13 protein-coding genes and 1 tRNA gene are annotated in these 14,306 nt (G+C 57.3%); 9 read left to right on the forward strand and 5 right to left on the reverse strand.

The genetic code is table 11. From position 1 onward, the window contains the following. Window positions 1–76: 76 nt before the first annotated feature. Complete coding sequence (locus tag AC1DFB_RS10445; protein ID WP_480921211.1) at window positions 77–2,212, reverse strand: malate synthase G; 2,136 nt, start codon at window positions 2,210–2,212, stop codon at window positions 77–79. A 204-nt stretch (window positions 2,213–2,416) separates the two neighbouring features. On the opposite strand from AC1DFB_RS10445, the gene pepN reads away from it, so the two are divergent. The 6 genes from pepN to AC1DFB_RS10475 all read left to right on the forward strand — a co-directional run bounded on the left by pepN (window position 2,417) and on the right by AC1DFB_RS10475 (window position 10,306). Beyond that, window positions 2,417–4,969, forward strand: coding sequence for an aminopeptidase N (gene pepN, locus AC1DFB_RS10450; RefSeq protein WP_480921212.1), 2,553 nt, complete (start codon window positions 2,417–2,419; stop codon window positions 4,967–4,969). Beyond that, window positions 4,966–5,394: a hypothetical protein gene (locus AC1DFB_RS10455; protein WP_170799932.1), complete on the forward strand. Its 429-nt coding sequence runs from the start codon at window positions 4,966–4,968 to the stop codon at window positions 5,392–5,394. Before pepN ends, AC1DFB_RS10455 begins: the two co-directional genes overlap by 4 nt. A gap of 126 nt (window positions 5,395–5,520) precedes the next feature. Further along, window positions 5,521–6,780, forward strand: coding sequence for a hypothetical protein (locus AC1DFB_RS10460; protein ID WP_170733179.1), 1,260 nt, complete (start codon window positions 5,521–5,523; stop codon window positions 6,778–6,780). 77 nt (window positions 6,781–6,857) lie between these two features. Further along, complete coding sequence (gatB, locus tag AC1DFB_RS10465) at window positions 6,858–8,369, forward strand: Asp-tRNA(Asn)/Glu-tRNA(Gln) amidotransferase subunit GatB (protein WP_480921213.1); 1,512 nt, start codon at window positions 6,858–6,860, stop codon at window positions 8,367–8,369. A gap of 153 nt (window positions 8,370–8,522) precedes the next feature. Continuing rightward, window positions 8,523–9,761 (forward strand): peptidase T, encoded by a 1,239-nt coding sequence (gene pepT, locus AC1DFB_RS10470; protein ID WP_170799927.1) that lies wholly within the window; start codon window positions 8,523–8,525, stop codon window positions 9,759–9,761. A 98-nt stretch (window positions 9,762–9,859) separates the two neighbouring features. After that, window positions 9,860–10,306 (forward strand): DUF4177 domain-containing protein, encoded by a 447-nt coding sequence (locus AC1DFB_RS10475; protein WP_170397148.1) that lies wholly within the window; start codon window positions 9,860–9,862, stop codon window positions 10,304–10,306. A 272-nt stretch (window positions 10,307–10,578) separates the two neighbouring features. Here AC1DFB_RS10475 and AC1DFB_RS10480 read toward each other — a convergent pair whose 3' ends face one another. Next, window positions 10,579–10,821, reverse strand: a complete 243-nt coding sequence (locus AC1DFB_RS10480; RefSeq protein ID WP_170397150.1) for a glycine zipper 2TM domain-containing protein — start codon at window positions 10,819–10,821, stop codon at window positions 10,579–10,581. A gap of 364 nt (window positions 10,822–11,185) precedes the next feature. Beyond that, window positions 11,186–11,261, reverse strand: a tRNA-Thr gene (locus AC1DFB_RS10485). A gap of 179 nt (window positions 11,262–11,440) precedes the next feature. Here AC1DFB_RS10485 and AC1DFB_RS10490 point away from each other — a divergent pair. Next, complete coding sequence (locus AC1DFB_RS10490; RefSeq protein WP_170647637.1) at window positions 11,441–12,316, forward strand: hypothetical protein; 876 nt, start codon at window positions 11,441–11,443, stop codon at window positions 12,314–12,316. 10 nt (window positions 12,317–12,326) lie between these two features. Here the strand turns inward: AC1DFB_RS10490 and AC1DFB_RS10495 are convergent, their stop codons facing one another. Then, window positions 12,327–12,593, reverse strand: coding sequence for a DUF2312 domain-containing protein (locus AC1DFB_RS10495; RefSeq protein ID WP_170397751.1), 267 nt, complete (start codon window positions 12,591–12,593; stop codon window positions 12,327–12,329). Window positions 12,594–12,740: 147 nt separating this feature from the next. Here AC1DFB_RS10495 and AC1DFB_RS10500 point away from each other — a divergent pair, with 147 nt between their 5' ends. Continuing rightward, window positions 12,741–12,959 (forward strand): hypothetical protein, encoded by a 219-nt coding sequence (locus AC1DFB_RS10500; protein ID WP_170397154.1) that lies wholly within the window; start codon window positions 12,741–12,743, stop codon window positions 12,957–12,959. A gap of 9 nt (window positions 12,960–12,968) precedes the next feature. Here AC1DFB_RS10500 and AC1DFB_RS10505 read toward each other — a convergent pair whose 3' ends face one another. Further along, the gene (locus AC1DFB_RS10505; RefSeq protein ID WP_170397156.1) at window positions 12,969–13,184 is read right to left on the reverse strand and encodes a hypothetical protein; all 216 of its coding nucleotides are present in this window, start codon (window positions 13,182–13,184) and stop codon (window positions 12,969–12,971) included. A gap of 242 nt (window positions 13,185–13,426) precedes the next feature. Here AC1DFB_RS10505 and AC1DFB_RS10510 point away from each other — a divergent pair, with 242 nt between their 5' ends. Next, window positions 13,427–14,290 carry an MBL fold metallo-hydrolase gene (locus AC1DFB_RS10510; RefSeq protein ID WP_170397158.1) on the forward strand — a complete coding sequence of 288 codons (864 nt, stop codon included), beginning with the start codon at window positions 13,427–13,429 and terminating at the stop codon, window positions 14,288–14,290. The last annotated feature ends 16 nt before the right edge of the window (window positions 14,291–14,306 follow it).

Consider the following 14,306-nt stretch of genomic DNA (forward strand, 5'->3'; position numbering starts at 1 on the left):
ATCCTTTTCATCTGGCCAAAAATACCTTCGGGGGAGCACGAGGGGGCAGACAGCCCCCTCGTTCCTGCCCTTGCCCCTAGCTCAAACTTGCCTTCAGTTCCAGGCGACGGGCGTGCAGCACAGGCTCGGTATAACCCGAGGGCTGCACCCGCCCCCGGAACACCAGATCACAAGCCGCCTGAAACGCCACCCCGTCAAAACCCGGTGCCATGGGCCTGTAGGCCGGGTCTCCTTCGTTCTGACGGTCCACTACCGCGGCCATTTTCTGCATCGCCGCCATCACCTGTTCCTGACTGACCACATCGTGATGCAACCAGTTGGCCAGCGCCTGCGAAGAAATCCGACAGGTCGCGCGGTCCTCCATCAGTCCTATGTCGTTGATATCCGGAACTTTCGAGCAGCCAACACCCTGATCAATCCAGCGCACAACATAACCCAAGATTCCTTGTGCGTTGTTCTCGATCTCACGGGTGATCTCACCAGCGCTGAGATTACGCCCGCCCAGCAGAGGTATGGTCAGCAGATCATTCAACGTACCCCGAGCCCCGCCAGCGGCCAATTCATCCTGGCGCGCCAACACATCGATCTTGTGATAGTGGGTTGCATGAAGCGTTGCCGCAGTAGGTGACGGCACCCAGGCGCAGGTTGCACCGGATTGCGGGTGGCCGATCTTGGTCGCCAGCATGTCCGCCATCCGATCGGGCATGGCCCACATACCCTTGCCAATTTGCGCTCTGCCTTTCAGGCCGCAGACCAGTCCGATATCCACATTGCGATCCTCGTAAGACGCAATCCATGGCGTATCCTTGATATCGCCCTTCGGCAGCATCGGGCCTGCTTCCATAGAAGTATGAATCTCATCCCCCGTCCGATCCAGGAATCCGGTATTGATAAAGGCCACGCGCGATTTTGCGGCCCGGATGCATTCCTTGAGGTTGGCCGATGTGCGCCGCTCTTCATCCATAATGCCCAGCTTCACCGTATTGCGCGGCAGGCCCAGGATATCCTCGACCATGTCGAAAATCTCGACCGAAAACGCCACCTCCTCGGGCCCGTGCATCTTGGGTTTGACCACATAGACCGAACCCTTGACCGAGTTCCCGCCCTCGCGCTTCAGGTCATGCATGGCGATCAGCGTTGTGCAGAGCGCGTCCATCAAACCTTCACCAATCTCGCGCCCTTCGGCATCCAGCACTGCGGGGTTCGTCATTAGATGGCCCACATTTCGCACCAGCATCAGCGACCGACCTTTCAGAGTGGCTGGCGTGCCATTCGGAGCCATGTAGGCCAAATCCCCAGCAAGCTTGCGCGTGAAGGTTGTGCCGCCTTTCGTAACCTCTTCGGTCAGGTTTCCGTCCATCAAGCCAAGCCAGTTTCCATATGCCAACACTTTGTCGGTCGCGTCGACACAAGCAACAGAATCCTCGCAATCCATGATGGTCGAAAGCGCGGATTCCAAACGGACATCAGAAATACCTGCAGGATCGGTGGCGCCAATTGTGCTATGCGCATCAATCCTGACTTGAATGTGCAACCCGTTGTTGCTTAGCAATACAAACTCCGGTGCTTCAGCTGCGCCAGCGTAGCCTGCGAACTGAGACGGGTCGGCGAGCTTCGGCATCAGCGCACCGTCCTTAACGCTTAACCCGGAGACCTCCGCCCAGGACCCTTCGGATAGCGGCACAGCCTCATCCAGGAACGCCTTCGCCCAGGCGATGACCCGCGCACCGCGCCCGGCGTCATAAGCCTTGCCTGTCGGCAGATCGCCTAACGCATCTGTTCCATAAAGCGCATCATATAAACTGCCCCAGCGCGCATTTGCGGCATTCAACGCAAAGCGCGCGTTGGTGATCGGCACAACCAATTGCGGTCCGGGGATTAGCGCGATTTCAGGGTCGACACTGGCTGTCTCGATCTCGAAATCGTCGCCTTCCTCTACCAGATACCCAATCTCACGCAGAAAAGACTGATATTCAGCCGCGTCAATGGGCAACCCCCGCCGCGCTGCGTGCCAGCCATCGATCCGGCCCTGAATGTCAGCCCGCTTGTCCAGCAGCGCCCGGTTTTTCGGCCCAAGCTCATTGGCCAAGCGCGACAAACCCGCCCAGAAATCAATTGCCGAAACTTCCGTGCCCGGCAGCGCCTTCTGTTCGATGAAATCCACCAGAACCGGGTCAATCTGCAGCCCGTTGCGGGTCTCTCTGCTGCTCATATTCCGAATCCCCTACGATTGTGTGCCATTGTATGCGCTCCTCAATTAGGGCGTTCGTTTCCGATAGGCAACTTCTGTCCCGACATGAGGGGCATTTGACCCAGCGCGAACCGTCTCAAATGAACAGCGGCAATGGCACATCGGTTGCAGCGTCCGCGCGAAGCCCATAACGTCGCGCCAGATTCCCAGTCGATGAGGCCCCCGATGCGCGACGCCGCCCCCACAACGATTTATCTTAAAGACTACACTCCGTTCGGGTTTCTAGTGGACAGCGTGCATCTGACCTTCGATCTGGCCGCACACGCCACTCGCGTCACTTCCCGCATCGCCTTCCGCTCGAACCCCGAAGCGACCGACCGCACGTTTTTTCTGCATGGCGAAGAGCTAAAGCTGATCCGTGCCGCAATTGATGGCGACGTGATCACGCCTGAGGTGACCACCGAAGGCCTCACCGCAACGGTTCCAGACGCGCCTTTCGTGTGGGAGGCCGTGGTCGAGATCGATCCCGGCAACAACACCGCGCTTGAGGGGCTGTATATGTCGAACGGCATGTATTGCACCCAATGCGAAGCCGAAGGGTTTCGCAAGATCACCTATTATCCCGACCGCCCCGATGTGATGTCTACCTTCACGGTGCGCATCAATGGCGACCTTCCCGTGCTGCTATCGAACGGCAACCCTTCGGGCAAAGGCGAGGGCTGGGCTGAATGGGTCGATCCATGGCCCAAACCCGCCTATCTGTTCGCGCTGGTCGCCGGAGAGCTGATCGCCCATCCCGGCCAGTTCACCACCAAATCCGGTCGCGACGTCGAACTAAATCTCTGGGTCCGCCCCGGCGATGAAGGCAAATGCGCCTTTGGCATGGAAGCCCTTAAAAAGTCGATGAAATGGGATGAGGACGTCTATGGCCGTGAATACGATCTGGACGTGTTCAACATCGTGGCCGTGGACGATTTCAACATGGGCGCAATGGAGAACAAGGGGCTGAACATCTTCAACTCCTCCGCCGTTCTTGCCAGCCCTGAAACCTCGACCGACATGAATTTCGAACGGATCGAAGCGATCATCGCACATGAGTACTTCCACAACTGGACCGGCAACCGCATCACTTGCCGTGACTGGTTCCAGCTGTGCCTGAAAGAGGGCCTGACTGTGTTCCGCGACGCGCAGTTCACTTCGGATATGCGCTCGGCCCCTGTAAAACGTATCCACGATGCCATCGACCTGCGCGCGCGGCAATTCCCCGAAGATAACGGGCCACTCTCGCACCCGGTCCGCCCCGAAAGCTTTCAGGAAATCAACAACTTCTACACCTCAACCGTCTATGAAAAAGGCGCCGAGGTGATCGGGATGCTGAAACGGCTGGTCGGGGATGAGGCCTACAGCAAAGCACTGGACTTGTATTTCGATCGCCATGATGGGCAGGCCTGCACGATCGAGGATTGGCTGAAAGTATTCGAAGACACCACAGGCCGCGATCTGAGCCAGTTCAAACGTTGGTACAGCCAGTCCGGCACCCCCCGTGTCTCAGTCGCGGAAGATTGGGCCGATGGCACCTATACCCTGACGCTGCGCCAACGGACCGAGCCGACGCCGGGACAAGAGGACAAGCAACCTCAGGTCATCCCTATCGCTATGGGTCTGCTTGGTTCAAACGGGGACGAGATACGTGCGACCGAAGTGCTGGAACTGACCGAAGCCGAGCAGAGTTTTACCTTTACCGGTCTCGCGGCCAAACCTGTGCCCTCGATCCTGCGTGATTTCTCGGCCCCTGTGATCCTTGAACATGAGATCAGCAATGCCGAACGCGCCTTCCTTCTGGCTCATGACACCGACCCGTTCAACCGCTGGCAGGCAGGGCGGTCGCTAGCCGAGGACACCCTGCTGCGCATGATAACCGATGAGGCAACGCCTGATACCGACTACCTTGACGGCTTGCTGGCAGTGCTACGGAATGAGGCACTGGACCCGGCCTACCGGGCACTGATGCTGGGTCTGCCGACGCAATCGGAACTGGCCGCAACACTATTTGACAAGGGCATCACCCCCGACCCGATGGCGATCTGGCGAGCGGTGGAGACTTTGCGTCAAGCCACGGCGCAACACGTTCAAGACCTGCTCCCCCGTCTGAACAGTGAAACGCTGGTGGACGCGCCTTATCAGCCGGACGCTGATCAATCAGGCAAACGCGCCTTGGGCAGCGCGGCGCTTGCGCTGACCTCGAGACTGGATGGAGGTGCCAAGGCCGCAGAGCAATATGCACGTGCTGACAACATGACCCTGCAGTTGGCCGCGTTGTCTTGTCTGCTACGCGCGGGCAAAGGCGAACGTGAGCTGGCCGCCTTCTATGATCAATGGCAGCATGACCGGCTGGTCATGGATAAGTGGTTCGCCATGCAGGTCTTGATGACCGGACCGGAAAAATCGGTTGAGACCGCGCACAAGTTGACCGAGCATGCTGATTTCAATTGGAAAAACCCAAATCGTTTCCGCGCCTTGATGGGATCCCTAGCAGGCAACCACGCAGGCTTCCACCAAGCGAACGGAGCAGGTTACGCGCTGCTGGCAGACTGGTTGATCCGACTTGATCCAGTAAACCCGCAGACCACCGCCAGGATGTGCAGCGTGTTCCAAACTTGGAAACGCTATGACGCCGACCGTCAGGCCTTAATACTTGCACAACTGAATCGCATTGCCGACACGCCGAACCTGTCCCGGGACACGACCGAAATGGTCACGCGCATCTTGGGCGCATGACCGCGTTTACGTTCACTCGACAGAACCGAAATCAGCGAACGGTTCTGATCCTGATCGGCGTTTACGCGATGTTGATCGCTTTGATGATCCTGCTGAACGCGGTCTGGTGGCTGATGGCGCTTCTGGCCCTGACTACCCTGCCCGCGCTGTGGGATGTCATCAAGGACACCAGCGCAGGTATGGAGCTGACCGATGAAACCCTGTGTTGGCACACCGGCCAACGTCAGGGACAACTCAAGCTGTCCGAGGTGGATCGATTCCGGTTTGACACGCGGTGGGATTTCTCGGTGCGCGTCTCAGCGGTTCTGAAATCCGACAAACGCGTGCGTTTACCCGATGAATCACTGCCGCCACACAAGCAATTCGAAATGGTCCTGAATCAGGCGGGATTCGCGGTCGAACGACATCATTTTAGAGTTTTCTGAAACGATTCATGGAGTCTGGGCCACATTGGCACCTGAATCGCGGGTTCTCCGCGACGTAGTCTTGATTTGAGCAGATTTTTTGGCAAACTGGACGTGTTACAAGTTTGTTCCAGTTCGAGTTTTGCCATGTTTTGGTCTTTGAAGGCTTTTGCCGCACGTATTGTCGGTTCTTCTGATCCCACCCCTACACCTCTGCCTGCGTCCGTCGCCGATGCTACTGCATGGCTTGTCGCGTCGGGGCAGTTGAACATCCCAATCGCAGAATCAGATGAAAATGATGCGATCGGGCATCAGGTGATCGAACGTGGCCGCCATCTGGCGCGGCAGGATATGTGGGCAGAACTGTCGCTGGAGATGCGCGCTGCAGATGAGGGGCGCAAGGCTACCCCTTGCGGGCAGCCGATCTCCGAGCTGTTGGCATTTGGGGCCCGGTCCGATGTGGTTTTGGCGGCCGAGCACGCGCTGTCGGACGGCAAAGCACTGTCAGACTATGATCTGCTGGGCGGGATCTCGGAATTGGAAGGCGAGATTCAGAACCATCCCGATGATCCGATGATCACGCTTGTGGTTGCCTTGGCCCATATCGATTTGGCGTGGGCCTGGCGCGGGACGGCGCACCCGGACACGCTGCCGGCGCTGCACCAATCCCGTTGTGCCGCGCATTTCGACCGGGCTGCTGCGCTGCTTCCGAAATGCCGCGCTGCGCTGCCCGACAGTCCGGCGATTGCTGCAGCGGATTGCGCCTTGCTGGCAGGACACATTGATCCGCGCACCCGCGTTGCTGATAAATACGAGGCCCTGATCACGCTGGATCCCCAGAACCATCGCCACATGCGTGCGATGGGCAGCCACCTGCTGCCGCGCTGGTTCGGCAGCTATGAACAGCTTGAGGTGCAAGCCTTGCGAAACGCCGCACGGACCCAGAAAAATTGGGGTGCGGGTGGGTATACCTGGGTGCAATTCGACGCCATCGCGCTGGATGACGAGGCCTGCGCGCGGGTGGATGTCGAATACTTCATTGAAGGTTTGCGCGATATCGTTGCACGTCGTCCGGATCAGCAGACAATCAACCTGCTGGCGGCCTATTGCTCTGTCACACTGCAGAACAGAATGGGCCAGAACCCGCGCGCCGATATCGCCCGCAAACAGATTTGCGAGGCCGCAAACTGGCTGATCCGCGATCACATGACCGAACTGCATCCGCTGATCTGGGCCCATGCGGCTAACGGGTTCAATAACAGCCTTCGCGTCAACTCGGCCGAGCGTTTTGCCGCCCGTGGCCGCCGCGATGCGCTGAAGGCAATCGCCAATCTGTTGCGGGATGAGTTGCGCAGTGGGCAGAGTGTGACCTTTACACCGTCAGGGCTGCAGTTCTCGGGGAACTAAAGCGCCATTGCCCCTTGCCCCTTTGGCGCGCCGGGCCTAATACGCAGGCTTAGACTTCTGCGGAAATGAGGCGCGCCATGCTCGACCTGACATACGAAATGCCCAAACCCAAAACCATTGCCGGGGCCAAGCACGATTGGGAACTGGTGATCGGGATGGAGGTGCACGCTCAGGTCTCATCCAATGCCAAGCTGTTCTCGGGTGCATCAACCCAATTCGGGGCCGAGCCGAATTCGAACGTGGCCTTCGTGGACGCCGCGATGCCAGGCATGCTGCCGGTGATCAACGAGTATTGTGTTGAACAGGCTGTGCGCACCGGGCTGGGTTTGAAAGCAGATATCAACTTGAAATCGGCGTTTGACCGCAAGAACTATTTCTACCCCGACCTGCCGCAGGGCTACCAAATTTCCCAGCTTTATCAGCCTATTGTGGGTGAAGGCGAAGTGCTGGTCGAAATGGGTGATGGAACCGCGCGTATGGTACGGATCGAGCGTATCCACATGGAGCAGGACGCGGGCAAATCGATCCACGACATGGACCCGCATATGTCCTTTGTGGACCTGAACCGGACCGGTGTCTGCCTGATGGAAATCGTTTCGCGCCCCGATATTCGCGGGCCGGAAGAGGCGGCGGCCTACATCGCCAAGCTGCGCCAGATCATGCGTTACCTAGGCACCTGCGACGGCAACATGCAGAACGGCAACCTGCGGGCGGACGTAAACGTCTCGATCTGTTTGCCGGGTGCTTACGAGAAGTATCAGGAAACACAGGACTTTTCGCATCTGGGCACGCGCTGCGAAATCAAGAACATGAACTCGATGCGGTTCATCCAGCAGGCGATTGAGGTCGAAGCCCGCCGTCAGATCGCAATCGTCGAAGCGGGTGGCGAGATTGATCAGGAAACCCGTCTGTATGACCCGGACAAGGGTGAGACACGCTCGATGAGGTCTAAAGAAGAGGCGCATGACTATCGCTACTTCCCTGACCCCGATCTGTTGCCGCTGGAGATCGAACAAGCGTGGGTCGACGACATCGCTGCCAAGCTGCCGGAACTACCTGACGACAAAAAAACTCGTTTTATCAGTGAGTTCGGCCTGACCGACTATGACGCATCGGTGCTGACCGCCGAGGTGGAATCAGCGGCTTATTTCGAAGAGGTCGCCAAGGGGCGCAGCGGCAAGCTGGCCGCGAACTGGGTCATCAACGAACTGTTTGGTCGCCTGAAAAAAGAAGACCACGACATCACCGAGTCTCCGGTGTCTCCGGCTCAGTTGGCGGGTATCATTGATCTGATTTCGTCGGATGCCATCTCGGGCAAGATTGCCAAGGATCTGTTCGAAATCGTCTATACCGAAGGCGGTGACCCGGCGCAGATCGTTGAAGACCGCGGCATGAAACAGGTGACAGATACCGGCGCGATCGAGGCCGCTTTGGACGAGATCATCTCGGCCAATCCGGCGCAGGTTGAGAAGGCCAAGGTGAACCCGAAACTGGCCGGATGGTTCGTCGGTCAGGTGATGAAGGCTACCGGCGGCAAGGCCAACCCGAAGGCCGTTAACGAACTGGTCAGCAAAAAGCTGGGTTCGTAAATCTTCCGAGTTGTACAAACCCCGGACAGGGGTTTGTTCGACCTGTACATAACGAAAACTTAATTTCAGAGCGCTCAAATCGGGCAAGCCATCGGCTTGACTCCCTGCCCGAATGCGCATTCTCATCTCGCCAAGTCTGAGAGGTGAGCATTAATGAAAAATCGTTTCGATCAGGAACTGGAAACCCGGCTGGTGCGCTATGCCGCCATCGACAGCCAGAGCGATGAGACCTCGCCATCGACCCCCAGCACCGAAATCCAGTTCGACATGCTGAACCTGCTGAAGCAAGAGCTTACCGAAATCGGTGCGCAGGATGTTGAGATGACTGGTGACAGCGTCGTGGTGGCAACCATCCCAGGTACGGCCGAAGGACCGACCATCGGGTTTCTGGCGCATGTCGACACCGCGCCTCAGTTCAATGCAACCGGCGTGAAGCCTCGGGTGATCAAAGGGTATAATGGCGGCGAGATTACTTTCCCTGATGATCCCGAGCTAGTGCTGTCGCCTGAAGAGCACCCTTATCTGGCCGAAAAGATCGGGCATGATTTGATCACTGCGTCGGGAACAACTCTGCTGGGGGCCGATGACAAAGCGGGCGTTTCGATCCTGATGACGATGGCGCGACACCTGCTTGAGAACAAGGACGTGCCGCACGGTCCGATTCGCATCGCCTTTACCCCGGATGAAGAGATCGGGCGCGGTGTTACCGAACAGCTGCCCAAAGATCTGGGCGCGGATTTCGCCTATACGCTGGACGGGCAGGAACTGGGTGAAATCGAATACGAAAGCTTCTCGGCCGACCGAGCGGTGATTAAGATCACCGGCGTTTCGATCCACCCGGGACTGGCCAAAGACAAAATGGTAAACGCGGCGCATCTGGCTGCAAAGATCGTGCAGACCTTACCTCAGGCAACGATGACGCCCGAGGTGACGGATGGGCGCCAGGGGTTCATCCATGTCACCGATATGAACGGCGGCTCGTCCGAGATGGAGATAAAACTGATCCTGCGCGATTTCGAGATGGATGCGCTGGAAGCCCAGCGCGAGATTGTCCGACAAGTCTGCGCCGCCGTACAGGCCACCGAGCCGCGTGCGACCATCACCTGCGACATCTCCCATCAGTATCGCAACATGCGCTATTGGCTCGAAAAGGACATGACGCCGGTTGATCTGGCCCGCGAGGCCTGCCGTGAACAAGGGATCGAGCCGGTCTCGGTGCCGATCCGGGGTGGCACCGACGGCTCGCGCCTGACCGAATTTGGCACACCGACACCTAATATCTTCACGGGCATGCAGTGTATTCACGGACCGCTAGAGTGGATTTCGGTGCAGGACATGGCAGTCGCTACAGAAACCTGCCTGTCGCTGGTCAGCAAATCAGCGCGAGGCTAAAGCAACAGTGCGGGCCGAAATTCGCCAATGCGTGATCTTGGCTTTCACCCGCCTGTCAAAATGTTAATTTGCCCCGACACGGCAATCAGGACCAGTTGATGCAGCGCTACGAATACAAAGTTGTCCCCGCTCCGCAAAAGGGCACCAAGGCGAAGGGCGTGAAAACGCCCGAGGGCCGGTTTGCCACCTCGATCGAGCAACTGCTGAACCAGATGGGACAGGATGGCTGGGAGTATCAGCGCGCCGAATTGCTGCCCAGCGAAGAACGTTCGGGGCTGACCGGGTCAACCACCAACTGGCGCAACGTGTTGGTTTTCCGCCGGGCTCTGGCGTTGGAAAAACCTGAACAGCCCGAACTCGTCGAAGAGGACACCGCCCCAACCGCGCGCGCAGTCCCGGGACCCGAAGAGGTTCTGGCCAAAACTCCTGCCGCCCCTGCCCCAATCTCGGAAGAGCCCGAAGACCCGCCCTTGTCTTTGAAACCTTCGGACGAAGTGGCGGATGACGAAGTGCGCCCCGAGCAAGCACGCCCAGCCGAGCCGTGATTGGATAACAATCAATCGAAGGATACCGCGTGAAGGGGCAAGGCCCTTATACCCTGCCCCATAACGGTTATGCTTTCTCAGTTCCGACCCGCGAACCCCATCGGCGAGAAACGACGCAGTAATGGGATTGCTGCTGAGCCAGTTGACCTTGAATTTGGCACATCCAGGAAGCTAGGCGCGCAACCGCCAGACAGGGCAACTAAATGACCTGCGAAACCAATATTTGCGGAGCCAAAAACGAGCTTGGGGTAAGAGGGTTTATTGCAAGGTTGTCAATTGCAAGCTGATTGCCCTGCATACATCCCAGCGCCTGCACCTGCTGCAGTCGCGAGTGTCTTGCCTGTACCGCCACCGAACCGATTTCCAACCACTCCCCCAAGGGCAGCGCCACCAAGGATTCCCGCAGCGCAGCGGGCGTCTTGCTGTACCTGCGCCTGAGTTGGCGTCGTCGGAGCCCCGCAAGCAGCCAAGAGCAGTGAGGTCGCAAGCGCACAGGTTGTCAGTGCTTTGTTCATCTCGATTGCCTCTCAAATACCAAATAGTTATCTGAGTAAGTGGCTCTGGCGCGTCTAGCGTACAAGAGATCAGCGTCTGTTTGATTCGAGATTAATCAAAACTTAATAAAGAAGACTAAGGGTCGAGCGCTTAATACGATATTTGCTGGTTTCCGATGGTTGCGGGTGCCGGGTTCCTGGTAAACCCCGACATTGGACGGCCGCGTTTTTATTGTAGAAAACGGGCGATGAGCGCGGAGCATCACAGTAAGATTTGACGCACAATAAAGCGCGACTACTGAATCTTCTGTTCCCCTATATTTGCCCCCAAGACCACATAGGTCGCGAGCCAGATCGAGCAAATATACATAGATATCTGAAGAGATGGTGCCCCCACACGGACTCGAACCGCGGACCTACTGATTACAAATCAGTTGCTCTACCAGCTGAGCTATAGGGGCACTGGGTGTCGATTAATATCTCGGAACAGGGACTGCAAGCCCGAAATTTCGGGTCATCTTAACTTTGTGCTGGTTTGCCTTAGGATAACAGTAATATCAGGCCTCATCCGAATTTGACTGCACCGGGGACAGGTTGTAACCCAGGCGTCGATCCCGACCGAGGTAAGGACAATTCCGATATGCAGATGGTCATCCAAGCCGGAGCGCACTTTACCGACCATGATCACCTGCTCAATCTACTGCAGGCGAATGCGGATCTGGTTGCGGGAAATCATACTGCCTTCTGGGGGCTTCGTCCGTTCAGAAAGATCTTTCGACCTGCGCTGAAACCCTCTACCGACCGGCCATCACATCAGGATACACTGGCGCGATTTCATAAACTGTTCCCCAACGGGCAGCAGGTTGACCGGGCGATCTTGTCGAGCGCGCTTTACCTGGGGGAACGGCCTTCCATCATCATGGATGGGCAATTCTACGCGAATGCCGGTCAAAGGTTGGCCTATCTGGATAATCTGTTCAACGACTCGACGGTTGAGCTATTCGTCGGGCTACGTAATCCCGGCAGCTTTATTCCCAAGGTGCTGATGCTGCTATCGGCGCCTGAGCGCGAGCATATCATTGCCACCACCGATCTGAGTTGCCTGAGTTGGCTCGCCATGATCGAAGACATTCGCGACCTAGCGCCAGATGTCAAAATCACCTTGTGGAGCAACGAGGATTCGCCGCTGATCTGCGGCGACATCGCACGCGCACTTGTAGGGCTACCCGAGGACACGCCGCTGGAACAGGAATACGCGCTGCTGTCCTCACTTGTCTCAGACATGGGCAAACAGGAGATTCAGAGCTTGTTAGAGCATCAAGCGGCCCCCAATGATCCCGTGCTCAGGGGCAGGCTGGCGCAGGTGTTTCAGCAGCATGCGCTGACGGATGAAATCGAAGAAGAGGTGGAGCTGCCTGGCTGGAACGAAGATATCGTTACCGCCTTTACCGAGCTTTATGAGCAGGATCTGGCACGGCTGCAGACCATGCCAGATATCCGTTTTCTGAACCCGTAAGCGGCTGGTGCTACATGCCCAGCGCTTCCTTGTACATTTCCAGTACCGCCTCTTCCTCGGCGATGTCGTCCTTGTCGCGCTTGCGAAGAGCGACGACCTTGCGCATGACCTTGGTGTCGTAGCCGCGGGCCTTGGCCTCGGCCATGACTTCTTTCTGCTGGTCAGCGATGTCTTTCTTTTCGGCCTCAAGACGCTCGAACCGTTCGACGAACTGGCGCAGCTCGCCTGCGGTCACTCGGTAGTTGGCTGCGGCCTGATCTTCGGTGATGTCTTCCATCTGCGTCTCTCCCAAGGGCTGAAAATAAGGTGCCGGATACATCGGCACCGACCCGACCGCAAGCGTGCATTCTGCACGGCGGGCTTGTCTGACCTGCGCCGATCCGATAAGCGCGGTCACGGATTCAAAGGGTGAGCGTAAACAACCATGTTCGACATTATCGTCTGGGGCGGGGCCGCCCTGTCTGTGGCCGGGCTGGTCGGTCTGGTCTGGTGCATCCTGCAAGTGATGAAAGCGCGCAAAGCCAACCTGACGGATGACGAGTTGCGCGCTGCAGTTCAGGGTGTTCTGCCCTGGAATCTGGCGTCGCTTTTCCTGTCGGTACTTGGGCTGATGATGGTTATCCTGGGCATTTCGCTGGGATAACCAGATCGATCAGATCGGCATATTGTCGAACCGCGCTTCAAGCACGTCTTCGCATAGCGCAGCATCCAGCCGACGCAAGCGCGATGGGATATGAACCCCCTGCGCGCGCATTTTATCCAGAACCATGCTGACATGTGGCTGAAGCTCTAGCCGGGTCTCAAGACACGCACCATTCAGCTTTTGTTCAAGCCGTTCCGCTTCGGTAAAAAGATCCTGAGCAGTCATTTCCTTCCTCCCATATGGTGCCAATGTGCCTGATATAGGTAACGAGTTTAAGACGAGCACGAGACCGGAACAAAACATCGCGAATTCTTGCCTAGTCAGGCAAAAAACCGTCAATATGTCCGTGGTCGCCTAAAGCATACGCTCAAATTGCGGAGATTGCTTTGACAGACATCAACTCGTGATTAGGGGCTTTAAACATATTCCACTATTGTTATATGTATACAAGCTGAACGGAGGAACCCATGACGCCCAGTGTGAAAGCTTTTTTCGACCCGCAGACCTTCACCGTCTCTTACGTTGTGCAGGAACCTCAGGGGCAGGCCTGCGCCATCATCGACAGTGTATTGGATTTCGATCACGCCTCGGGGCGGACCGACACCAGCTCGGCCGACCAGATTGTCGACTATGTGACGGCACAGGGACTGAAGGTGGAATGGATTCTGGAAAGCCATGTCCATGCCGACCACCTGTCAGCAGCCCCTTACCTACAGGAAAAGCTGGGTGGTCAGATCGGGATTGGCGAGAATATCGTGGTCGTTCAGGACACGTTCGGCAAGGTCTTCAACGAAGGCACCGAGTTTCAGCGTGATGGCAGCCAGTTCGATGCACTGTTTGCCGAAGGGTCCAGCTTTCACATCGGCCAGATGCGCGGGGACGTTTTGCACACGCCAGGCCATACGCCAGCCTGCATGACCTACGTGATCGGCGATGCGGCGTTTGTGGGCGATACGCTGTTCATGCCGGATTTCGGAACTGCCCGATGCGATTTTCCCGGCGGGTCATCGGCGGACCTGTATGCCTCGATCCAGAAAATCCTGTCTCTGCCTGACGAGACGCGGATTTTTGTAGGCCATGATTACAAAGCGCCTGGTCGCGATGAATACGCGTGGGAGACCACGGTTGGCGAACAGAAGGCGCTGAACGTTCATATCGGTCAGGGCCGCAGCGTCGAAGAATTTGTCGAGATGCGCGATGCGCGGGATGCAACCCTTGCGATGCCGCGCCTGATTTTGCCCTCGCTGCAGGTCAATATGCGGGCCGGTCAGATGCCACCAGCGGATGAGCAGGGCGACGTTTTCATGAAAATCCCAGTCAATAAGCTTTGATACGAGGGCAGATGAG

Source organism: Ruegeria sp. S84, from assembly GCF_056583445.1.